The following is a 24,374-nucleotide window of genomic DNA, read 5'->3' on the forward strand; positions in this document are numbered from 1 at the left end:
AAATTTTTACTATTTTTTCTTATACAAAGGAGAATTCTTTTGAATTTTATCCAGCTAACATATTGTTTTTATGCTTATTTATTACTGATTCAGCAACACTTCTCAATTTTTGAAGAATTTCAAGATTTTCTTCAAGACTCAAACCATCTACTGTTAATTCACACCTTTTCGTACATCCATCTACCCCTCCAGCCTTGATCATCTCCTCTAATAAACATATTTCTGTTTTTAAATCATGAAGTAACATTTGATTTGTCATTAAAGAAAGAGCTCCTACTATAGCATGAGCACCCCAGTTGGATACACCTGCTACAATAAGATAATCAGCACTTATAGAAGCACATATTTTTTCTCCATTAGGAACATTATTTCTCACAAATGATGAAACTTTTCCCATTCCTAATTCATTGCCTCCATCTCCAACAGCTAATGTTTTGATTTTTAGTTCTTTTCCTTTCTTAAATAATGGATCTGTATTGGGAATAATATCACTAAGGTCCTCTCCTCTCATAGAATAGTATTTTCCATCTTTCGCTTTTCCTGGTCTTTCTATAGCTACTATATGGGATGGCTTATGGATTTCTATTAATTTTTCACAAAACGCCTCTGCTTCTTCATAAGGAACAATTTTTACAGGAGCAACAATCCCTTTTACTAAACAACATCTATATACCATATCCCTTGAATATTCATCTGTAATCAATATAACCTCTTTCCCTAAATTTTCTAGTGCCCCTGCTAAAGATACTGCTCCAATAGGTCCATCCGTCTCTCCTTTTAGGGCATCTTTTATACAAAACCCTGTAACAATAAAAACTACCTTACTTTCCAAAAGTTCCCTTGTCCCCTTTTCTAGTTCTCCTGTTAATCTAATTTTGTCCATTCCTCTCTTATCAAGATTTTTTCTCATGATATTTTCTAATTCTTCAAAATAACTTCTATACAAAGTACATCAGCTCCTTATTAATTTTTCCAAAAATACACAAAGACCCAGTGCATACTAGCATCTGGGTCTTATTTACCGATATATACAGAGGGTAATCTATATACTTGGTCCATAAAACATCTAATATATTTATAATGATTACTGTTCTTTAATCATCATATATTTATTTCTTGCATCTTTTACAGCAGCAATCACTGCCTTTTGCGCCATCCCATAAAATCTGTCCTGAATTTCATATACAATTTCCTCTATATCGTCCTTTAGATGGTATCCTACCAATATGGATTTTATAAAGTCACTCGTAACATCTCTTACCATATTACAAGTTGAATCAATAATTTTCCCTGTATCTCTTTCTAAAATAACTCCTATAAATAGTATATCATATAAAGCAGCAATTGGGTCATTTTTGCTTATTTTTGAAGTTCCTAAAATATAAACTGTATTTTTTTCATATGACAATGAAACCCCCTCCTGTTCTGACTAAATTTATTATATATTTTCTATAACTTTTATGGATTTCCTTTTATATTTATTTCTATTTTTATTTAGCTTACCCTTATATAGATGTTACTTTATCCATATACCTTTTAATAAAACAAAAATTTTCAAATCATTCTTTTAATAAAATAAAGAAAAGTATCCTACATACTTTTCCTTATTTTTTCCTATCATTGTATTTTCAAACTATGTAATAATTTCGTATTTAGGTAATAGCTCATTCATAATATAAAATCGATGAAAAACTAATGCATCTTGAAAATATTTCCAATCACATTGATGGAAATTTTCATTCTTATCATATATATTTTTATCTTGATCGATTACTTTTACAGCTTCATTAAACCATTCTCTATCATCATATTGAATTGTTTCTTTAAATCCAAAGAAACCGTTTTTCAATTGTTCTTGCCAAAGCTTTACTCTTTCATCTACCAATGCTCTGTTTAATAGAATATGTTTTATTTTTCTTTCTATCATCCTCCATTTTCTTGAATATCCTTCATAAATTTCAGGTTTTCTTCTTCTTACCTCATTGGTTAAATAATTGTATATATGATAAAGGGCATCCATTGCTCTATCTTGATTATTTACAGTCAATTTTTCTTTCATATTATACCCAACATATCTCCAAATCAAATAAGGTTCATCTGGGTAAATATATGCCTGCCCATGCCCTATTGTAGGTATAAATTTTTCTTTTAACCAAATAATAGCTTCTGAATCATCTAATCCATTGATCAACTCCAAATCATCTACATCATTTTCTTTTCTAAATAATCCATGAAATTTTTGATGGGACCATGTATCTGCATATACATGCAAAGATATTCCTAATCGATGTAACCCATAGGGCTTATCTAATGTATTCAATGTATCTTTCATCATTTCTCTGGCTGTTTTACTATTTTGTCTACATATTAATTTTTCATAAAATTCTTCTCCCTCTATCCCTGGTAAAAAGTGAAAAGGTAAAAATATATCATATCCTGTACTCTTACTAAATACACCTAAATCAAGAAATTTATGGGCAGACCTCTGCTGCTCAAATCTCCCACCACTTTGAAATTCTAGCACATGATCATACTTTGCATCATCTACATGCTGTGAAGCATAGGCTATTTTTTTACTATATTCATCTTTTATTCCTGCCAATCTGCAGAGTGTATAAATAGCATAATAATGGAAATCTATTTGCATAATTCTCCCCCTTTAAATTTAATCCTCCTATATTTTATGCTTCTTATATCCATACATTCCTCAAAGCATTTATGATGCATAAAAAAGGATTATCAGCTAATTTGTCGAATATTTAAACAAATAAGCATTTGAAAATTTTAGGAGGTGTTGCCATGAACATACTCATTGTAGATGATACTAAATTCAACTTAGAATATGCTAAAAACATATTGATTGAAAACAAAATTAATTGTCATATTCTTTTAGCCAATTCTGGAAAAAAAGCTTTAAATCTTCTTGCTGCACAAACCATTGATATTGTCATCCTAGATATTGTCATGCCTGAAATAGATGGACTAGAAGTCTTAAAAGAAATTCGAAAAGATGAAAAGCACCATAACATACCAGTGATTATGTTTACATCCCTTACAGATAAACAAGCTCTAAAAAAGAGCTTTGAATATGGTGCTACAGACTTTATTAACAAACCTATCGAACCCATTGAATTCATTTCAAGAGTAAAATCTGCCATAAGCATCAGAAATTACGCACTCTATCTAAATGAAACTTTAGATACCATAAAAGAGCAAAATCAAGAATTATTAAGCTTAAATAAAAAACTACAAGAAACACAATTTTATCTTGTTCAAAAAGAAAAACTAGTTGCAATTGGTCAACTTGCAGCTGGTGTAGCTCATGAAATCAATAATCCTATAGGATATGTATCTAGTAATACGGAAACCCTTAGTAAATATATTCATAAAATAAAAACTGCCATTGATCAGTATAGAAAATTGTTAGATTGCCTTAGTGATACAGATATTCAATCTAAAGAAGTGCAAAACCACATGAAAGAACTTTATTCATTAAAGAAAAAATTGCATTTAGATTTTATTATGACAGATATAGATAGCCTCATTGATGATTCCTTTAAAGGCCTAGAAAAAATAACAAAAATTGTTCAAAGCTTGAGAAATTTTGCTAGACATGACTTAGAAAATGACTTTAATTATTATGATTTTAATGATCTTGTGGAAGAAACCCTTCTTCTAATAAAAAATGAAGCTAAATATATTATTGATATCGAAAAAGATCTAAAAGATTTACCTCTCACATCCTGCAATAGAACACAAATTGGACAAGTTTTATTAAACATTATGGTGAATGCTGTTCAAGCCATTAAAAGTCAATCTAGAGAAGAACAAGGGCTTATTACCATCTCTACTTTTTCCAATGAAAATTATGTAGTGTGTGAAATAATAGATGACGGACCAGGGATACCTAAAGATATTATCGATAAAATATTCAATCCATTTTTCACCACAAAAGAAGTTGGATCTGGAACAGGTCTAGGGTTAAGTATTTCTTATGATATTATCGTCAATAAACATTCAGGAGAACTTCTAGTAAGTAGTGAAGTAGATCAGGGGACTACTTTTACAATCAAACTTCCTATAAAAAAAATGTCTTCATAATTCCATTTCTACTCAAAAGGGGGGATATTCCATGGAGAAAAGTATTTTATTTGTAGATGATGAAGAACAAATCTTGCGATCTTTAAATCGCTTATTCTTAGATAAAGATTATCAAGTTTTTTTAGCAAATAACGGGAAAGACGCTCTTAAAATTCTTGATACCGAAAATATTGACCTCATTATATCAGATATTAAAATGCCTACTATGAATGGCTATGAATTATTACAAAAAGTAAAAGAACAACATCCAAAAGTCTTAAGAGTGGCTTTTAGTGGCTATACGGACAACAATAAAATCGTCCAAGCGTTAGAAAACAATTTAGCAAAATTATACCTTTTCAAACCCTGGAGCAATGATACTTTATTATCCATTATAGATAAAATATTTGGATTTGAGGATATTCTAAGAAATAAAAACCTATTGAATTTAATTCATAATTTAGATGATTTACCAACTTTACCATTTCTCTATCAAGATCTATGCACACTTATTGAAAAAGATGCGGGTATCGATGAAATTTCAAAAAAAATCGAAGAAGATCAAGCCATCTCCTCAAGAATTTTACGTGTTGTCAATTCTGCTTTTTCTTCCTCAAAGACAGGATCTGTTAAGGATGCTATCATGTATTTAGGGCTATCCAATGTAAAACATATGGTTTTATCCAATAGTGTTTTTCTTTCTACACAACTAAACCCTTTTTTAACAGATTTATTATGGAAACATGTAAATTTAACAAATCGAATGGTTATCTTCATTTATAAAAAAATACTACAAAAAAAAGTACCCAAAACTTATGAATCTGCTGGACTATTACATGATATTGGTAAAGTTGTATTGTTGAATAATTTCCATGAAAAATATGTGAAAATATTTAAACGCACTATACTAGAACCAAAGTTAAATATAGCAGATCTTGAAAAAGAAGTTCTAGGGGTTAATCATCAAGAAATAGGTGCTTATCTATTGGATTGGTGGGAGATTCCACACCCTATTATCGAATCTGCTTTATTTCATCACAATCCAACAGACCCAAGAATCATCAATAAAGAATTAGTTTCTATTGTGCATATTGCTGGCACTTACTCATGGAAATTTTTAGATCATACCCAATTCAGTAATAATCAAAATGAAGGAGCCTTTAATCTATTAAACATCCCTAAAGAGGATTTCGAAAAAGCACTCCTTGAATTAAAGTTATAAAATGCCATTAGCAAAGGAGGAAAAGCTATGAAAAATAATACAGTTTTATTTGTAGATGATGATACCCATATTATTAGTTCCTTACGTAGAGGTTTAATAGATGAAGAATTTAAAAAAGAATTTGCATATAGTGGAGAAGAAGCTCTCAAAATAATGGAAAAAAACAAGATCAGTGTCATTGTTACAGATATGAGAATGCCTAAGATGAATGGCTTAACCCTATTAAAAATGATCAGTGAAAAATATCCAGATGTAGTAAAAGTCGTTTTAAGTGGATATACACAAATCCCACAAATCCTAGCAACTATTAATCAAGTAAATATATTTAAATTTATTGCAAAACCTTGGAATTTAGAAGAAGAACTGATCCCTATTATCAAACAATCTATTGAATATTATAATTTAACAATAGAAAGAGAAAAAATGAAAGCAGAAATTGAAAGGAAAAATACATTATATACTCAAATACTAAAATCTAGTAATGAAAAATTTTCAAATATGCATAAAGACTATGAAAACATCAGAACACTTGACCAAAACATTTTGAACTATATAAAAAATTCATCTACTCAAGGAAATCCTAATTTATTTCATGCTCATTTAGATTTTATTGAAGAGATACATAAAAAATACATGGATACTTTACCAACTGTAACAACAAACTTTGATTTCAAAAAAATAATCACCGAAATAAGCAACTATATTTCACAAAATTATTCTAAAAACCCTATTGAAATCCAGCTAAAGGATGAAAAAAATATTCAATTTCATGGAAATTATAAATTACTCATGGCCTATTTAACACTTTTTATCAAACATTCTTTGAGACAATATCATACCTTAAAGTTTACCCTTTCTAGCGAGAGTTCTAAAGATACTACTACATTATTTTTTATTATTGAACTCATGAAAAATTCATCTTCTAAAGATAACTTTATGTCCTTCATTCCTTTATGGAATCAATTTTGTCAAATTATAAATGGTCAATTCGAGCTTATTAAAGAAAATCCTGATTATAATATTCTTTCATTAAAAATAAAATTTTAACCATAAAAAATAGTATATCTAATAATTAAGCTCTTGGATTATACCAAGAGCTTGATCATTATTTATGTTCCATAAAAATACCATTATGCAATTTATCCTAAAAAATTAAGGATTAGTGTATTTTCTCAAATCCATATTTTTCAAAAATCCCTTGACCTTCTTTTAATAAAAATTCATAAAACTCCTGAACGTCTTTATTCTCTTTAGAATCCTTTACCACTGCCATCCAATAAGCAGCTTCTACATTATGTTCTACTGGAATTTCTACTATGTTTACCTTATCTTTTATATTTTTTGTAATATCCGATTTGTAAACAATACCAGCATCCCCTTCTCCTAATACGACTTTATTGACTACTTGTTTTACATTGTTTTCATTAGATACAACATTAGCTAATACCTTTTCCTCATATTTTTTTCCAAGTTCACCAGCTAACGAATGAATGATCTGTCTTGCATATTGCCCTGCTGGTACTTCTTCTTGAGCAACAATCAGCTTACAAGTTTTTTCTATATCCTTTAATGTTTTTATTTTCGCTGGATTATTCTTTGGAAACATTACAACCATAGAATTACTTAAAAAATGCTTTCCTTCTAAAACAAAATCTTTATTTTTTAAAGCATCATAATGTTTTTTATTGGCTGATAGAAACAAATCTGCTTTTACACCTTGTTCAATTTGAACTCTCAATTGGCTTGAACCTGCTAAATGAAGGTTCACTTTTACATGAGGATTTTCTTTTTCAAACTGATTAACTATTTCTTCCATACTCTCTGTTAAAGATGCCGCTGCAAAAACAGTGATTTCTTGTTGTTTATTTTCTTCTTCAGATGCTTTTACACTACATCCAGTAAGTACTATAGCTAAAAACATCAAAATACATATTCCAAGAGCCCATCCTTTAATTTTTTTCATTCGTAAAAACCACCTTCATCTCATCTCCGTTTTTTATCATCCCACCCTTTAGAACACGTGCAAAAATTCCTTCTCTTGGCATAATACAATCTCCTACAGTCTCATAAATGCGGCAATGGCTATGACACTCTTTTCCTATTTGTGTCACCTCTAATTCTATATTATTCACCATCAATTTTGTTCCAATAGGTAATTCCTTTAGATCGATTCCTTCAACAATAAGATTTTCTCCAAAGGCTCCATCCTCTACTAAGGCACCTTTCTTTTTAAAAGCTTCTATTTTTTCAAAGGATAGTAAACTCACCTGTCTATGCCAATTTCCTGCATGAGCATCTCCCTTTAGCCCATGATTTTCAACCATTTCAGCTTGTCCTACATTTATTTTAGCTGTTCCTTTTTTTTTACTTATACAAACGGCCACAATTTTCCCCATAAAATACCTTCCTTCCTTAACCCCCAATTTGAAACATTCTCTTAGAATCTTCATCTATACAATCTTTTTTAAATCCATGTTCATTTGGTTTTTTGTAAACTCCTTTTGCAATGATTTTTTTTAGCTGTTTATCTTCCATGCCATCTCGCATCATCTTTCTTAAATCTATTCCATCTTTCCAGTGAAGACACTGTCTTAAAAATCCTTCTGAAGTCAATCTCATTCGATTACATTGACTACAAAAAATGTGACTCATAGGACTAATAAATCCAACCATTCCTTTACTATTAGGTGTTTTAAAATATGCTGCTGGTCCTAAGCTTTTATTTTTTGCTATATATGGAATCAATTCTCTTTCCTTCATGATAATTTCTTTTACTTCATCATTCGATACAGATTTAAATTGTTTTCCTTCTCCAATAGGCATTAACTCAATAAAACGAATATCTATAGGATTTTTTTCTGCTAATTCTACAAAGTCCATTATTTCATCATCATTTTCTTCTTTGATTATAACTATATTCAGCCTTACCCTTTTTATTCCTCCATCTAATGACAGCTTTATGCCTCTTATGACCTCTTCTATATTTCCACCCCTAGTCATTTGTTTATATCTTTCATGCTGTAATGTATCTAAACTTATATTCACCCGGTCTAATCCTGCTTTTATTAATTCATCTATATACTTTTCTAAAAGAATTCCATTGGTTGTAAGACAAACTTCTTCAATTTGAGGTAATGTTTTAATCTTTTGAATCAGTTTAGGAAGACCCTCTCTTGTAAGGGGTTCTCCACCAGTAATACGTACTTTAGAAATTCCTAAACTTGCTCCAATCTTTACAATCCTATAAATCTCATCAAAGCTTAAAAGTTTTTCTTCCTGTAAAAAGTCAATCCCTTTATCTGGCATACAATATATGCATCTTAGATTACATTGATCTGTTACTGAAATTCTAAAATAATTTATATTTCTCCCAAATTGGTCAATCATATACATTACCCCCTTTCTATATCAATCTGTTATGCTAGTTAAATCTATATAGTATTAAAAATATTATACTTAATTTTTAGCTATTAAAGATAATCCTTCTCCAGTCAAACAATTTCAATATAAAAACTTAACTGGCATAACAAGCTATATTCATTACTACATAATGATCCTTTTAAAGACATATTTTAAAATATCTCCTTTTTATGAATCCCTTTTACAATTACCAATACACCAACAGATATAACAACTAAGCATACAGCAATACTCATAGATAAATTTAAATCCTTTTCCATAGCTATATAAATTGCTAAGGGCAACGTCTGTGTTTTTCCTGCTAAATTCCCTGCGAACAAAATGGTTGCACCAAACTCTGCAAGAGACCTCGCCCAAGAAAGAACAGCTCCTACTAACAATGTATTTTTACTTAGAGGAAGAGTAATATATTTAAAAACCTGCCACTCTGAAAGCCCTAATGCAGCTCCTGCATTCTTTAGCTCACAATCAACCTTTTCAAACCCTTCTTTAGATGTTTTTATAAAAATAGGCAATGAAACAAATAATTGGGCCATTACTACAGCTGTAAAGGAAAAAGGAAGTTGAATGCCCAAAACAGCTAAATATCTTCCTATATGTCCATTTCTTCCAAAAGTGATTAAAAGTAAAATTCCTGCTACAGCTGGAGGAAGTACAAGAGGTAACTCTAAAATAATCTCAATAAGTCCTTTTCCTAAAAATGAATAATTAGCCATATAGTAAGCAGTAGGGATTCCCATTATAATTATTATAATTAATGCAATGATGGTACTTTTTAAACTGACTATGATTGCTTGTAAGACAAAACTATCAAAAATCAAAAAAATAGACTTACTAAAACAAAACTTAAAAAGCTCTATGGCTGGACTACATAAAAATAAAACACAAATAGTTGTGATTGTTGCCAAAATCATTTTAAATAAATGCTTATTCATAGGTTCACGTTCCACTTTTTCCTCCTGTTTTTTTCACCAAATGAATATCTCCTATGACCATTTTTTTATCTACTGCTTTACACATATCATAAATGGTTAAACCTATAGCGGAAACCATGGTTAAAGCTTCCATTTCCACGCCTGTTTTTCCAGTGGTCTTTGCCATTGCTTCTATGATAATCTGAGATTTTTCCTGATCAATAAAAAATGCTACTTCACATCCTGTAAGCATTATGGGATGACACATAGGGATCATCTCCCACGTTTTTTTTGCTGCCATAATTCCTGCAACCCTAGCAACCCCTAAGACATCTCCTTTGCCCATTTTTCCTTCTTCAATCAGCTCTAATGTTTTAGGACTCATTTTTACAGTTCCTCTAGCAATAGCCGTTCTTTTGGTAGCTGATTTTTCACTAACATCCACCATAACTGCTTTTCCTTCTTCATCAAAATGTGTCAATTTATGATCCATTCTCTTTTCTCCCTTTTCAAAAGCTTTTTGAGTACTTATTATACACCTTTACCAAAAGTACAATCTGGAAATCTACATATATCACACTCCATGCAAAGACCCCCATGTCCGTATGCAGCAATGTCTTTCATTTCAATTTTATCTTTTATCAATATCCTAGGAAGCATTAAATCAAATACGGTTCTTTTTGCATACATAACACATCCAGGCAATCCTAAAATAGGGATGTCCCCTTTATATGCTAATAAAAACATAGCTCCTGGAAGTACCGGTGCTCCATAACTAATCACATTAGCTCCAGTTTTTTTAATCGCTGTTGGTGTAACGTCATCTGGGTCTACTGACATCCCCCCTGTACAAATAACCATTTCTACTCCTTTTTTTATCCAATCCTCTACTGCATTTTTTATTTTTTCTTCATTATCTGGTAAAATAGTCTGTCCTAAAACTTCACATCCATATTCCTCTACCTTCTTTTGAATCACAGGACCAAAAGCATCTTTAATTCTTCCATGATAAACTTCATTTCCTGTAGTAATAACGCCCACCTTCAGGGGAGTAAAAGGAACAACCTCTATAATTTTTTCTTCTCCAATCAAAGTTTCTGCTTTTTTTATTTTTTCATCCTCAATCACAAGAGGAATCACTCTTGTTCCGGCTACTTTCTTCCCTTTTTTAACAGGAACATTATTATGAAGGGTCACTAAAATCATCTCTCCTAATGCATTCAACTTATATAACCGCTCTGTATCGATCTTAAGGAGTCCATCATACGCTGCAATAAAATTAATTTTTCCTTCCTTTACTTCACTAAAGCTTAATCCCTTTCCTGCCGTAAGCTTTGTAATCCGATCAGCCGCTTCATTTTCATGAATCATTCCTGGATTTTTCTCCCATACATATAAATGATCTTTTCCTAATGAAAGAAGCGCGGGTATATCTTCTTCTGTAATAATATGTCCTTTTTTAAAAGCTCTATCTTTGACCACATTTGGAATAATTTTTGTAATATCATGACATAAAACAGACCCAACTGCATCCTGTACCCTTATTTTTTTCATATGGCTCACCTCTACTTTACTTTTTGGCTGCACATTCACTGGTCTCTCCTAGTAAAATTTCCAATCCATGATGAACGCTTTCTAAGATATATGCTACAATTTCCTTAACAGCTTTAGGACTTCCTGGTAAATTAATGATTAGTGTTTCTCCTCTTATTCCAGATACTCCACGAGAAAGCATTGCCCTTGGTGTAATCTGAAGGCTATAATAACGAATAGCTTCAGCAATACCATTTGCTTCTCTTTCAATAACCTTTTTAGTAGCTTCAGGAGTCACATCTCTTTTACTAAAGCCAGTTCCCCCTGTTGTAAGAATCAAATTTACCTTCAATTCATCACTCATATGAATCATTTCATTTTCTAATAAATTTTGTTCATCTGGTAATATAATATATTTTTCTACCCTATATCCTTTTTCTTCAAGAATCTTTTTCATCAATGTACCACTTTCATCTATTCTCTCACCCTTATAGCCTTGATCACTTGCTGTAATAATTCCTACCTTATGCATAAAAACACTCCCAATTTTAAAAAGATACCTTCCTTACATCCTTCATATGCTCTAGAGAACCTTTATTTTTAAGCAGTAAAATTTCGCTCATAATGCCAAAAGCGATTTCGTTAGGATCTCCAGAAGAAATATTTAATCCAATAGGTGCATAGACTTTTTTAAGTTCCTCTTTAGAAATCCCCTCATTTATAAGACTTTTCATCACGTATTCTGTCTTTTTCTTACTTCCTATCATCCCAATATATTTCGCTTTTCTATTGACTACTTCTCTAAGGGCTTCTGTATCACAACTATGCCCTCTTGTTACAATAACAATATAAGTATTTTCATTGATAGGATACTTTGATAAGTTTTCAGCATATTTTCCAATAATTATCTCATCTGCTCCTTCAAACCTTTTTTCATCGGCAAATTCTTCACGATCTTCAAAGATCACTGTATAAAAATCTAATACTTTCCCCAGCTTAAAAAGTTCAACTCCAATATGGCCTCCACCTATAATCAATAGTCTTGGACTAGGTTTAAATACCTTAATATAAACCTTTGTTTCTCCTCCACACTGCATATCTAAATTTCCATGCTCATTTAACTGAAATAAAAACTCTCCATCCTCTTCAGCTTCTATACATGCTAAAGCTTTTTGTTTAATCTCATATTCTACTCTTCCTCCGCCAACGGTTCCAAAAATCCTTCCATCTTGCCAAACTGCCATCATGGCACCCTTTTTTCCTGGACTTGACCCTTTATTTTTCACGATAGAAGCAAGAGCTACTTGATCCCCTCTATATAAGCTTTCATAAATTTCTTTTAAAATCTTCTCACCCATTTTTGAACCTACCTTTTATTGTTTTTCATATAAAATATTGCTTCTAAAACTCCCCCTGCAATATTTCTCGCTTTATCAGAAATAGTATAACAATTATTATGTTCTGAAATTCTAGGATCTATATCTCCTATTTTAAGACCTTTCTTCACCATACTACCATTTCTAATGATTCCTCTTAAAAGTCCTGAAATAGTTGCTTTTATAGGAGTATTTCCTACATAAGCTATCAATTCATCTTTCTTTACAATATCTCCTATATCTTTCATATTGTCTATATTTCCATCACAAGGAGAATGAATGACTCTCTCCTTTGAATATCCTCCAATAAACCCTGGAATTCCTGTATTTTTCTTTGCTTCTCCTTTTAAAATCAATCTTCCTAAGTCATGTCCTCTAGCTGTTTCAATCACTACATCTACATCTTTCCCTGCTATGAATCCAGGACCTAAGGCTATAGTAATGTCTGCCATGTTCTTTGTTGTTCCCAAATTCTTTTTAGCGATAATAGCATCTACTACTATATTTGGCTTTACTTCTTTTATACATACTCCTTTTGGATCGATCATAAGAGGGATCCTTTTATTTTTCCATGCCTCTTTCACTTCATCTAAACTATGGACATGAACTGCTGTAATTCCCTCTATTTCTATTTTATCATCATAAATAGCTTCACTAAATGAAACCTTTCTTCGTATGGCTGTAGGATTTGGTACTTCTAAAACCAATACACGAAATCCGCACCTGTGCAGTTTATGAATTGTACCCGTAGCTAAATCTCCACCACCCCGTACAACAACCACCTCATCAAGAATCATCTTCTGCACCATCCCACCCTAATAATTTTTCATAATCTTCCTTTGTATCCACATCAAACAAGCTTTTTTCATCATCTATTTCTACAAAACGCACTTGATTCAAGCATTTATTGATAATGATTTTTCCTCCTGTATCTCCCTCTAACCCTAATAAATCTTCCTTGAATTTTTTAGGAAATACTACAGGACTTCCTCTTCTTCCCTTATACTGGGGAACAATGATATCAGATGGATATTGATAAAATACTTCTACTAGCCTATTGATAGTATTTTCATTTAATAAGGGTTGATCTACTGTAAAAAACATATATCCATCACATTCAGCACTAGCCTTTATCCCTAACTTAATAGATTCACTCATTCCTTTATCTGCATGTTTATTTTCAATGGTTATAAATCCATTATTTTTCCCTAATTGTAAAATTTCTTTTTCTCTAGCAACTAAAATTCTCTGGAAAAAATCACTCTTTAAAACTGTATCAAGAGTCCTCTCTATCATGGTTTTCCCTTTATATCCTAAAAGCAATTTATTCCTCTTCATTCTCCTAGAATAACCTGATGCCATTATGATTCCACTAATCATAACACCTCATCTTCTCCTTTTTTATAGGTACATTTCGTATTATTTAACACTTTAGTAAAAATATAAATTGTTTTTAATACTTCCAATAATCATTTTACTTAAAAATTTTGGATAAAATTTATTCATTTCATTCTTTAATTGTTCTGCTTTATCTAAATTATATAACTCATCCGCTTTGTTAATAAATAATATTTTCTCCCCTTTAGCATTTTTAAATAATCCCTCTGGATGGACAATTATCTTTAATAAAGCTTCAAGAGTAATATTTTCTCCTTCTTTTAGCTGAGTCATTTTACAAAAGGCTTCACTTCTATGAACATTTCTTTCACATACCTTAAGCCCTAATGCTTGAATATCTAAAATGCCTATTGTTTTTGTGGTTTTTCCATATACAACAGGCTCCGTCTCATTCCATCCTTTTATTTGCTTTTTTTTAGCTCCATCTGCTTCTATAAAGATATAGTTAAAATCGTTTACTAGAGGATCTAATTGTCCTTCTTTTAGTCCAGTCAATTTATTTTCTGCATTGACTCTTTCTCCGTAAACATAGATTCCTTTTTCATTTTTTTTCGCGACTTTTAAAAATTCATTTTCATCTGTACAAATAAAGTCATACTGATGACTTTGTGGAACATAAATCTTCGTTGTGGTAGTTAATAAAACTTTATGATTTTTTTTTAGTTCCTTTCCTAATTGAAACAAAAGGGATGTTTTTCCCCCTGCCCCTACGATGGATACAATCGCTTTTTCTTTTAAATCCATATAATTTAGTATTCCCATAAAGTCACCTTTTTCTATGAATAAAATTAGGGCTAAAAAGCCCTATTTTATCATTTCGACATTATTCCCTTTAAAACCTTCTCTGGTGTTATAGGTAAAGCTCTTACATTTACCCCTACTGCATTATATACTGCATGGGCAATTGCTGGAGATGGTGTATTGATCACTACTTCTCCTACAGATTTTGCTCCAAATGGTCCTGTTGGCTCATAGCTGCTAACAAAATCTACATTGATTTTCCCAACATCTTTCCTACAAGGAATTTTATACTGCATAAAAGTATTCGTAATCTGCTTTCCTTCTTGACTATATACAACATCTTCATACATAGCCATACCTATTCCTTGTACCAATCCACCTTCTACTTGTATACGGGCAAGATTAGGATTGATAACTGTTCCACAATCTACGGCTGCCACATAATCGATTAATTCTATTTTTCCTGTTTCCTTGTCTACTTCAACTTCTGCAAAACCGGCTATAAATGGAGGAGGACTTGTATCTCCACCAAAAGTACCTGTTCCCATCAATTGATTTTTCCCTTCTCCAGATATGAACCGTTGTGCCATTTCATCAAGAGATAAAGCCGCTTTTTCATCTATGGTTTTTAAACATTCTCCATCGAATATTACTTCCTTTTCATCTACCCCTAAAAGCTTTGCTCCATTTTCTATAATTTTATTTTTTATATCTTCACAGGCCTTGATCACTGCATTTCCTGTAACATAAGTAGTACTAGAAGCATACGAGCCCGTATCATAAGGTGAAATATCCGTATCTGCCGAATGTACAATAATTTTTCCCATACTCGTTTCCAAAATTTCCGCTGCCATTTGAGCAAGGATTGTATCACTTCCTGTACCCATATCCGTAGCCCCTACAAATAAAGTATAGAATCCATCATCATTTAATTTCACAACAGCTGAAGCTGTATCAATCCCTGCAATTCCCGATCCTTGCATAGTAATTGCCATACCTATTCCTCTAACTTTGTTATCACTCATAACTTTTCTAGGATATTTTTCATCCCATCTAATAAGCTCCTTACCTCTTTCTATACACTTATCTAAGGTAGAGCTTGCTAAAACAACTGGTTGTCCTTCTTTCGTGGAACCTAAAACAGGATTAGCTTCTCCTTGTTTGATAATATTCTTTTGACGTAATTCAGTAGGATCTATATTTAACTTAACAGCTAATTCATTCATTGCTGACTCAAGAGCAAATGTACCTTGTGTCGCCCCATATCCTCTTAATGCACCAGCAGGCATTTTATTGGTATAAACAGCATTTCCCATATACCTTACAGCCTTAGCTTGATTGTATAGAGGAAGAGTCTTATATCCTACAACAGCAAATACAGTAGGCGCATGCTCTCCATAAGCACCTGTATCCGATAAGCTCAGTATATCTACAGCCTTTATATTTCCTTCTTTATCAGCTCCAAGTTTCACTTTTATTTTCATGGCATGTCTGCTAGTGGTACAGCCAAAGGTTTCTTTTCTATCATAAATAATCTTTGAAGGTTTCCCTGTTTTTAAAGTAACTAAACCAGTAAAAATCTCTACTGCTGCTGTTTGTTTTCCCCCAAAGCCTCCACCAATTCTTGGCTTAATAACTCTAATTTTGCTCTTTGGAATTTCTAGTGCTCTTGCAACAATTCTTCTCACATGGAAAGGAATTTGGGTAGAGCTTACAATTGTAAGTCTTCCTGTATGATCCATATAGGTAAGAGATCTATAGGTTTCCATCATGGCATGTGCCTGTGCTTGTGTATAGTAAGTCTTTTCTAGTACTATATCACTTTCTTCTAAAGCTTTTTCCATATTTCCATGTTCAATTTTACAAGAAGAAGCTATATTTTTTTCTTTGTTTATACCTATATCAAAATTCACATGTAAATCATCTTCTGGATGAACCATAGACTGATGTCCTTCTGCTTTTTCAAAATCTAAAATAGGGTGTAACACTTCATAATCTACTTTAATTAAATTCATGGCTTTTATAGCTGTTCTTTCATCTTTTGCTGCTACAATTGCCACTTCATCTCCTACATAGCGAACATACTCATCTAAAATTAGTCGATCATAGGGTGAAGGTTCTGGATAAGATTGACCAGCTAAAGTAAATCGAGCCTTTGGTACATCTTTATAGGTAAGTATACACTCAACCCCTGGTACTTTTTGTGCAATACTACTATCAATAGATTTTATCTTCGCAAAAGCATGAGGACTTCTAAGAATCTTTAAAACCAATGCGTTATTATTGATATTCAAGTCATCCGTATAAACAGGTTTCCCTGTTGCAATATCCATACCATCAATTTTTGAAATTGGCTTATTTACAACTTTCATCCTTAGCTCACCCCCATATATTTTTTAACTGCTCTTAATTGTCCAACATATCCTGTACATCTACATAAATTTCCTGTCAAATAATGAACGATCTCTTCTTCTGTAGGATTTTTTAATTCCTTTTTCATAGCAAGTACAGTCATAATAAATCCTGGACTACAAAATCCACATTGTTCTGCTCCTTCTTTTACCAAAAATTCGGCAAAATCTCTTGCCTCTTCTTGTACCCCTTCTATGGTTGTAATATTTTTCCCATTTACAGTAGGGGCTAAGGTTGCACATGAAAGTACTGGTATTTCATCAATCCATACGGTACAAAGTCCACAAGACCCTGTATCACAGCCTTTTTTCACACTTAAAAAACCATATTTTCTTAAAACATCTACTAAAAATTCATCACAACCTACTTCTAATTCCATCTCTTTATGATTAATCTTCACATTTATTTTCATTATAAAACCTCCATGATTGCTCTTTTTACAAGGACTTTACAAATTGCTTGACGGTATTCTTTGCTTCCTCTCATATTACTTCCAAAAGATAATTCTTCGGATGCCATCCATGCTGCTTTTTCAATTTCTTCTATAGATTGATTGCTTTTAGAAAGATAGAGAGATGCCTCTTTGGCAATTTTTCCTCTATTAGGTCTTGCTCCAACTACGATTCGTAAGTCTCCCTCTTTATTGGAAACAGCTACATTTAAAATGGCATAATCACTGCTAGAATTTCTCATCATTTGAAAAGCTGCTTTTCTAGATGTCTTTGGAATAATTACTTTTACTAATAAATCTTTTTTAGATCCCTTTTCTAAATATTCTTCTAAAGAAATTCTTCCTTGATGATATAGTAAAACATCTGCATCAAGAGAAAGAAGTGCTGTAAGAAAATCTGAAAATCCATATCTTGAATAAACTGTTGCCCCTACTGTTACAACATTTCTAAACTGAATTCCTACGATATTTTCTACGGACTTAGGTAATATCCCATTAAAGTATTTCTTTAAAACAGAGCTTGTCTCTATTTCACGAAAAGTAGTCATGGCTCCTATTTCAATCTCTTTTTCGTTTTCGTCAATATATTTTAAACTAAGCTTAGATAAACAAATAGCCGTTTCAATTTTTTTTGATCCCATTCTTAAGAAAGCACAACCACCTAAAATCACATTATTTCTTTTCTCATTTAAAATTTCATAGGCTTCCTCTAATGTATTTGGCAGTGCATAATTTTTTATTGTAATCAAGCGTATTCCTCCCTTTAAATATAGATCCCTAAAAAAAGCCCTAGCCCTTCATCAACAAATTGTATATTCTGAAGGCTTTAAGGGCTTTTTACTTGTTTAAGTATTCTTTTGAAATTATATACTATTTAAGCTGCTTTAGCATTATTTCCTACTACAACCTTTTCTTCATCTGCTGGTAAAATAATATTTAATGCAAGTGCAATGATACCTGTAACAACAATCCCTGAACCTCCGAAAATCATTTTTACTGACTCTGGGAAATAGGCTAATGCTTCTGGTACAGAACCCAGTCCAAACCCTAATCCCATAGCAACAGCAACAATCACACTATTTCTTCCTACAAGTTTTTCTTTTGTAATAAGGTTCATACCACTTACTGCAATCATAGCAAACATAACGATAGCAGCCCCTCCTAATACACTTGCAGGCATTAAAGCAACAACTGTTCCTACCTTTGGAAATAGCCCTGCTAAAATCAAAAATCCTGCTCCTATCCCTACTACAAATCTACTCATAATACCTGTCAATGCAATGATTCCAACATTTTGACTATAAGATGTATTTGGTAAAACATTAAATATTGCCGCTAAAGAACTAGCCAATCCATCTGCCATTACACCTCCAGCAAGTTCTTTATCTGTAGCTTCTCTATTTGCTCCACCCATTGTAACGCCTGAAATATCTCCAACAGTTTCTACTGCTGTAACCAGATACATTAAAAGCATAGCAACAATGGCATCTACATGAAACTCCATTCCATATTTAAAAGGCATAGGAAATTCAAACCATCCTGCTTGAGCTACTGTACTAAAATTAATTTTTCCCATAGGAATTGCAACAATATATCCTACAACAAGTCCAATAAGTATAGAAGACATACTTGTAATTCCTTTTGTAAATTGCTTAAAGAATAAAATAGTCACCAAAACAATTGTTCCTAACAAAAGATTGGAAGGTGATCCAAAATCTTTTGCCCCAACTCCACCTGCAAAATATTTAATCCCTGTTGGTAATAAAGATAATCCAATAGATAATAACACAGTTCCTGTAACAACAGATGGAAAATATTTACGAAGTGGCTTTAAAAACGCCCCTAAAATCATTTCAAAAAATCCGCCCATAAAAGATGCACCTAATACACCAGCAAATCCATATTTTCCCGCTATCGCGATACATGTTGGTAAAAATCCAAAGCTTGTTCCTTGAACAATAGGAAGTCTTGATCCAATTGGACCTGCGCCATAAACTTGTATCAAGGTAGATACCCCTGCTATAAACATAGCACATTGGATTAAAAATGTTTTTTCTTCAATAGGTAATTTAATAGCATTTGCAATGATAATCAACGGTGCTACATTTCCTGCAAACATGGCTAAAATATGCTGCATTCCTAATGGAAGTGCATGTTTTAACGGTGGCATCCCATCTAGCTCGTATACAGACGTATTTTTTTTCATCTTTTTCTCCTCCATTTTATATTTGATTAAATATTCTTTTCTGCGCATATGTATAAATAAGTAATACAACTTTTTACGAGTCATATTATATCATACAAAGAGCATTTTTGTGAATATTTTTTTGATAATTTGTATATTTGTTTCGAGTGATACGAACATTAATTAAACACTTTCTCATTCATCGTTCGTTTTTATTATTTCCAGTGCTCTTTCATAATTATTATTCAGTATCTTACAAAATAGTAAAATATACACAGAACGCATAAATATAGCTCTTGATTCTGTTCTATACAAGTTTTATTTTTTCCATACAAAAACACCTTGTCTGTACAGTTTTAACCATAAGTGAAAACTGCAAAAACAAGATGTTTTTCATATAACAAAAAACACTAACGTTCCTGCTACTATAAACTATTTCACTCATAGTCCTATAATTTACGGTCATAGGGTAGAAACTTCTGAGCCATATCCTCAGCATTATACGAGTTTTCTATTCAATTGATTTAATTTATTTTATATATTCTATACATTTCTATTTACGTTGTCAATAGTTTAAAACATCTACTCCCTAACAAAATAACCGATTCTACATATATATAACATATGCGAATCGGTTATCTAGCAGACTCTAATTCACTTAAAAACTTTACCTCTTCTACCTGTATTACAAACTCATTCCTTTCTTACATAAGACAACTTCATGTTTCTGTACTCCAATAATCTAAATCACTAAAATACTAAAACCTAAGATTCTTACTTCATTCAAATAAATCTGATTCTTAAATTCACTTACTCCATACTTACCAAATATCTACTTAACACTTACTCAACTACAACCAAACAATCTACAAATCTACAAATCTACAAATCTACAAATCTACAAATCTAAAATCTAGCTTTTTTAAAACAACTTCTATGTGAATTAGAATCTGATCAGAAGAAGATTCTCTTCTTGAATATATTATACCATAAACTCATGAAAATGAATAGCTATTTTTCAGAATATTTACTATATTATTATTTTCATACTGCTCTTCCATCAAAATCATAAATTTTATCCTAATCCATAAGAATTTCTACAGAATATAACTCATCAAATCTTCTTTCCAATTTGTTCTCTCCGATACAAATATCAATAGCACCCTTCTTTTCTTTCGCATCTTTTAACATTTCTAGCAACTTTTCACCATTCTCTGCATTACTATTTCCAGCCCCAACAACTTGCTCAATATCCATTCCATCTTTAAATTTAAAAAATACTTGCATAATATGTCTCCTTTCTATGTAGAAATTCTATACTTGTACTAAAGATTCTACATAGAGCGTTATTCCCCTTTATAAATCATTAGCAAATTCCGACATTTTTAGAAACTTCCCATTTATTTCTAAATTTATACTCAGTTTCTTTTCCTATCCACTTCTGTACTTGAACGATCAAATTTTCTTCTTTATGAAAATGCTAAAAAGGATTTTATCACAATTTGTCGAATAAATTCAATATAAACAAAACCTTCTAAAAATTTTAAAAATACATCAAGGAGAGATGCATATATGGATTTCACAAAAATAATGAGAACAAAAAAAATTTTTATAAAATATTTACTAGTCCTATTTCTTGGAATTTCTCTATTGTATAGCGCTCTCTTTACATTGATACATTTCAATACGATTAACATTGAAAAAAATAAGATGGAGTTAAATGAAAAGCGGATTATAACATTAGAAAAAAATATACTTGGAAAAGAATTTATGAACATTATTTCAGACGTACTCTATTTAGCAGATTCTATTGAAGAACATACAGGAATAGAAGAAAGCGTCAATTATAACTATTTGGCAAAGGAATGGTTAAGATTTTCTGATCGAAAAAAAATATATGATCAAATAAGATTTATAGATATTTCTGGAAATGAACAAATAAGGGTGAATTACTATAATAAAAGTGCACATTTAGTAAGTGCCTCAGATCTTCAAAATAAAAAGCAACGCTATTATTTTCAAGATACAATAAAATTAGAAAGAGAGCAGATTTACATTTCTAAGATGGATTTAAACATAGAAAATGGAAAAATTGAAGAACCCCTCAAACCAATGATTAGATTTTCAACCCCTGTATTTTCAAAAAGTGGCGAGCAAAAAGGAATTGTAATCCTTAATTATTATGCAAAATATTTATTAGAGGATTTCAAAAATATTTATAAAACAAGTGATGGAGAAGTATTTTTGTTAGATTCAAATGGATATTGGATTTCAAATAAAGATCCCTCTAAAGAATGGGCTTTTATGTATCCCGATAAAAAGGATATAAATTTTAAAAACGAATTTCCAAATGAATGGAACATCCTTCAACAAAATAATGAAGGAATGAAGTATACAGACAATGGCTTATTTGTATTTTCAAATGTTGTAAATCGTAATAATCTACCAATACAAGAGGATCATTCCAAGATTGTATTAGGAGAAGGAAATTGGAAAGTAGTTTCTTTTATCTCTAAAGAAAGTAAAAATGGTAATTTGGTAGAGACTAATAACTTTAAAATATTATGGACGTTATTTTTAAAATATAAGTCGTATTTTTTACTTATATTTATTCTCTCCATATTTATATCTTTTTTGATGAGCCAAAATAAGATCAATAAAGAAGAAATAAAATATTTTTCTGAATATGATGCTATGACTAATGTCTTAAACAGAAGAGCAGGAATGGCTTTTTTAAGTGATCGTATTCATCAAGCAATTAAAGACACAAGTAAAGTGAGTGTATGCTTTATTGACATTAATGGACTAAAAGAGGTCAATGATATTTTAGGACATGAAGCTGGAGATGAATTAATACTTACAGCTGTAAATGTAATTAAATCTTGTATCCGAGAATTAGATTTTGTCATACGTTTAGGCGGAGACGAGTTTTTAATCGTTTTTCATAATGCTCCTGCTGAACAAGCTGAAAAAGTATGGGAAAGAATCAATAATGAATACCAAAGAATTAATAAAAATGAAAATAGAAAATACCTCATAAGTATAAGTCATGGTATAGCAGAAGTTGAAGGAAATGATATTCAATATATAGATAAGATTATTAATCTAGCTGATGAAAGAATGTACATTGAAAAAAGAGAGTTAAAGAAAAACATAAAAATTATCAGATAAGGAAATATAAAAGAAGCTAATCTAAAGTACTACTGGGTTAGGAACAAGCCCCTCCACTTCAAAGCTGTTAGGCGAAAGTGGAGGGTAGTTGATTTTCATTCTATCTTTTCAAATTCTTCTTGCACTTGATTCATCAATTCTTCATTCTTAAACAATTCTAAAGCTGAATATGCAAATGCTCTTACAACCATCCTTATTTTTTCTTTAGCCTCTTTACTATTTGCATATTGTAAGAATTCTTCTTCATGAACTTTTGCTTTACCATCTGCAATACCAATATTGCCATACATAGTAGGGGCAGCATAGCTAACATTTCCAATATCTGTTGATCCAGGGATCTCATCTCTTTCACTAAAATTTTTAAATCCTACATTCTCAAGATTCTTTCTCGTTATTTCAAGAAGAGCTTTATTAACTACAAGATCATCATATGAATTTTCAAACTGATTTATTTTTAATTTTGCTCCAGTCATCAAAGCAGCTCCTCTAGCACAATTTTTTACTTTCTCTGATACAATATCTAAGTAGCTTCTTTTTTCTGCTCGAACATAAAATTTGCAACTACAATAATCAGGTATAATATTTGCTGCTTCTCCACCTTTTGTTATAATTCCATGAATTCTAACATCTGGCTTTAATTGTTGTCTTAATGCACTGATTCCAGCAAAAGTTAAATTTACTGCATCTAATGCATTGATTCCATCAAAAGGATAGGATGCTGCATGACTTGCTTTTCCAACAAACTCAAATTCCCACGAATCCATGGCTAAAGCTTTTGCTCTAAGATTATTTTCTTCATATAAATGCATTTGGAATACTGCATTGATATCTTTAAAAGCACCTCTATTAACTAAATCAACTTTACTGCCAACAGTTTCTTCTGCAGGTGTTCCAACTACTACTATTTTACCTTTAAATGCATCTTTTATTTTTGAGAGAACGATACCTGCTCCTACCGTAGTGGCTGCGATCCAATTATGTCCACATGCATGGGCTGGCTTTTTTTCTTCTCCATAACCAGGTAAAGCATCATATTCTGCCAAAAAAGCTATAACAGGTCCTTCTTCATCTCCAAATTCTGCTCTAAAAGAAGTATCTATTTCTAAATAAGGATATTCAATTTTAAAATTATGTTTTTTCAATACATCTACCATAAATTTAGAAGACTTATATTCTTGACAACCAAGTTCTGGATGATTGAAAATATAATCACTTATACTTTCAATTTCAGTTTGATACATCTTAACTAATTGATCTATTTTTTCTTGAATCATTTTTTCTCCCATATCCCCACCCCTTTGATCTTTTATATTTATCTAAAATCCTTCATGATTTATCTTTGTTAAATATTTTCAATATCCCTAAGTAAAAATCCTTTCATATTAGTAAATTTATTTCGTGCTATTTCGGATCCTTTAAACTTTAAAAATCAAAGTTCATTTCAAAAAATTAGAGTTTATATTTAAATCTT

24 protein-coding genes and 1 riboswitch are annotated in these 24,374 nt (G+C 31.3%); of the genes, 4 read left to right on the forward strand and 20 right to left on the reverse strand.

All coding sequences use genetic code 11. The features are described from left to right. Positions 1 to 46: 46 nt before the first annotated feature. The 3 genes from K7H06_RS13325 to K7H06_RS13335 form a co-directional block, all read right to left on the reverse strand. Positions 47 to 946 carry a DUF4392 domain-containing protein gene (locus tag K7H06_RS13325; protein WP_223036538.1) on the reverse strand — a complete coding sequence of 300 codons (900 nt, stop codon included), beginning with the start codon at positions 944 to 946 and terminating at the stop codon, positions 47 to 49. A gap of 138 nt (positions 947 to 1,084) precedes the next feature. Further along, a complete protein-coding gene (locus K7H06_RS13330; protein ID WP_223036539.1) occupies positions 1,085 to 1,408 on the reverse strand; it encodes a DUF3870 domain-containing protein in 324 nt (107 codons plus the stop codon). Positions 1,409 to 1,633: 225 nt separating this feature from the next. Next, complete coding sequence (locus K7H06_RS13335; protein ID WP_223036540.1) at positions 1,634 to 2,647, reverse strand: DUF6765 family protein; 1,014 nt, start codon at positions 2,645 to 2,647, stop codon at positions 1,634 to 1,636. A gap of 152 nt (positions 2,648 to 2,799) precedes the next feature. Here K7H06_RS13335 and K7H06_RS13340 point away from each other — a divergent pair, with 152 nt between their 5' ends. From K7H06_RS13340 to K7H06_RS13350, 3 genes are read left to right on the forward strand one after another with little or no spacing between them, the layout of a single operon-like run. Then, entirely contained in the window at positions 2,800 to 4,101 is a 1,302-nt protein-coding gene (locus tag K7H06_RS13340; RefSeq protein ID WP_223036541.1) for a response regulator, read from the forward strand. Between the two features lie 31 nt (positions 4,102 to 4,132). Continuing rightward, the gene (locus tag K7H06_RS13345) at positions 4,133 to 5,302 is read left to right on the forward strand and encodes an HDOD domain-containing protein (protein ID WP_223036542.1); all 1,170 of its coding nucleotides are present in this window, start codon (positions 4,133 to 4,135) and stop codon (positions 5,300 to 5,302) included. 27 nt (positions 5,303 to 5,329) lie between these two features. Next, positions 5,330 to 6,349 carry a response regulator gene (locus tag K7H06_RS13350; protein ID WP_223036543.1) on the forward strand — a complete coding sequence of 340 codons (1,020 nt, stop codon included), beginning with the start codon at positions 5,330 to 5,332 and terminating at the stop codon, positions 6,347 to 6,349. A 112-nt stretch (positions 6,350 to 6,461) separates the two neighbouring features. On the opposite strand, the gene modA is transcribed toward K7H06_RS13350, so the two are convergent. From modA to K7H06_RS13430, 16 genes are all read right to left on the reverse strand, one after another. After that, positions 6,462 to 7,265 carry a molybdate ABC transporter substrate-binding protein gene (modA, locus tag K7H06_RS13355; protein WP_223036544.1) on the reverse strand — a complete coding sequence of 268 codons (804 nt, stop codon included), beginning with the start codon at positions 7,263 to 7,265 and terminating at the stop codon, positions 6,462 to 6,464. After that, positions 7,252 to 7,698, reverse strand: a complete 447-nt coding sequence (locus K7H06_RS13360; protein WP_223036545.1) for an MOSC domain-containing protein — start codon at positions 7,696 to 7,698, stop codon at positions 7,252 to 7,254. The genes modA and K7H06_RS13360 overlap by 14 nt, the downstream gene beginning before the upstream one ends. A gap of 16 nt (positions 7,699 to 7,714) precedes the next feature. Further along, a complete protein-coding gene (gene moaA, locus K7H06_RS13365) occupies positions 7,715 to 8,689 on the reverse strand; it encodes a GTP 3',8-cyclase MoaA (protein ID WP_223036546.1) in 975 nt (324 codons plus the stop codon). A 185-nt stretch (positions 8,690 to 8,874) separates the two neighbouring features. Further along, positions 8,875 to 9,672, reverse strand: a complete 798-nt coding sequence (locus K7H06_RS13370) for an ABC transporter permease (protein WP_223036547.1) — start codon at positions 9,670 to 9,672, stop codon at positions 8,875 to 8,877. Continuing rightward, entirely contained in the window at positions 9,662 to 10,129 is a 468-nt protein-coding gene (gene moaC, locus K7H06_RS13375; RefSeq protein WP_223036548.1) for a cyclic pyranopterin monophosphate synthase MoaC, read from the reverse strand. The genes K7H06_RS13370 and moaC overlap by 11 nt, the downstream gene beginning before the upstream one ends. Positions 10,130 to 10,167: 38 nt before the next feature. Continuing rightward, positions 10,168 to 11,190 carry a molybdopterin-binding protein gene (locus tag K7H06_RS13380; RefSeq protein ID WP_223036549.1) on the reverse strand — a complete coding sequence of 341 codons (1,023 nt, stop codon included), beginning with the start codon at positions 11,188 to 11,190 and terminating at the stop codon, positions 10,168 to 10,170. Between the two features lie 16 nt (positions 11,191 to 11,206). Continuing rightward, complete coding sequence (locus K7H06_RS13385) at positions 11,207 to 11,701, reverse strand: MogA/MoaB family molybdenum cofactor biosynthesis protein (protein WP_223036550.1); 495 nt, start codon at positions 11,699 to 11,701, stop codon at positions 11,207 to 11,209. 16 nt (positions 11,702 to 11,717) lie between these two features. Next, a complete protein-coding gene (locus K7H06_RS13390; RefSeq protein ID WP_223036551.1) occupies positions 11,718 to 12,527 on the reverse strand; it encodes an XdhC family protein in 810 nt (269 codons plus the stop codon). 8 nt (positions 12,528 to 12,535) lie between these two features. After that, the gene (gene yqeB, locus K7H06_RS13395; RefSeq protein ID WP_223036552.1) at positions 12,536 to 13,354 is read right to left on the reverse strand and encodes a selenium-dependent molybdenum cofactor biosynthesis protein YqeB; all 819 of its coding nucleotides are present in this window, start codon (positions 13,352 to 13,354) and stop codon (positions 12,536 to 12,538) included. After that, a complete protein-coding gene (locus K7H06_RS13400) occupies positions 13,332 to 13,883 on the reverse strand; it encodes a nucleotidyltransferase family protein (RefSeq protein WP_246637529.1) in 552 nt (183 codons plus the stop codon). Before K7H06_RS13400 ends, yqeB begins: the two co-directional genes overlap by 23 nt. A gap of 93 nt (positions 13,884 to 13,976) precedes the next feature. Next, a complete protein-coding gene (gene yqeC / locus K7H06_RS13405; protein WP_223036554.1) occupies positions 13,977 to 14,705 on the reverse strand; it encodes a selenium cofactor biosynthesis protein YqeC in 729 nt (242 codons plus the stop codon). A gap of 50 nt (positions 14,706 to 14,755) precedes the next feature. Continuing rightward, entirely contained in the window at positions 14,756 to 17,056 is a 2,301-nt protein-coding gene (locus K7H06_RS13410; protein WP_223036555.1) for a xanthine dehydrogenase family protein molybdopterin-binding subunit, read from the reverse strand. Between the two features lie 2 nt (positions 17,057 to 17,058). Then, the gene (locus K7H06_RS13415; RefSeq protein ID WP_223036556.1) at positions 17,059 to 17,508 is read right to left on the reverse strand and encodes a (2Fe-2S)-binding protein; all 450 of its coding nucleotides are present in this window, start codon (positions 17,506 to 17,508) and stop codon (positions 17,059 to 17,061) included. After that, entirely contained in the window at positions 17,508 to 18,296 is a 789-nt protein-coding gene (locus tag K7H06_RS13420) for an FAD binding domain-containing protein (RefSeq protein ID WP_223036557.1), read from the reverse strand. Before K7H06_RS13420 ends, K7H06_RS13415 begins: the two co-directional genes overlap by 1 nt. A gap of 125 nt (positions 18,297 to 18,421) precedes the next feature. Then, complete coding sequence (locus tag K7H06_RS13425) at positions 18,422 to 19,753, reverse strand: uracil-xanthine permease family protein (RefSeq protein ID WP_223036558.1); 1,332 nt, start codon at positions 19,751 to 19,753, stop codon at positions 18,422 to 18,424. A gap of 403 nt (positions 19,754 to 20,156) precedes the next feature. Next, a riboswitch (purine riboswitch) is annotated at positions 20,157 to 20,258 on the reverse strand. 554 nt (positions 20,259 to 20,812) lie between these two features. Further along, positions 20,813 to 21,019, reverse strand: coding sequence for a hypothetical protein (locus K7H06_RS13430; protein WP_223036559.1), 207 nt, complete (start codon positions 21,017 to 21,019; stop codon positions 20,813 to 20,815). A gap of 285 nt (positions 21,020 to 21,304) precedes the next feature. Between K7H06_RS13430 and K7H06_RS13435 the strand changes: the two genes are divergently transcribed. Then, positions 21,305 to 22,903 carry a sensor domain-containing diguanylate cyclase gene (locus K7H06_RS13435; protein ID WP_223036560.1) on the forward strand — a complete coding sequence of 533 codons (1,599 nt, stop codon included), beginning with the start codon at positions 21,305 to 21,307 and terminating at the stop codon, positions 22,901 to 22,903. A 95-nt stretch (positions 22,904 to 22,998) separates the two neighbouring features. Here the strand turns inward: K7H06_RS13435 and K7H06_RS13440 are convergent, their stop codons facing one another. Continuing rightward, entirely contained in the window at positions 22,999 to 24,189 is a 1,191-nt protein-coding gene (locus K7H06_RS13440) for a M20 family metallopeptidase (protein WP_223036561.1), read from the reverse strand. Between the last annotated feature and the right edge of the window lie 185 nt (positions 24,190 to 24,374).

It is taken from the genome of Crassaminicella profunda (genome assembly GCF_019884785.1).
GTDB lineage: Bacteria > Bacillota > Clostridia > Peptostreptococcales > Thermotaleaceae > Crassaminicella > Crassaminicella profunda.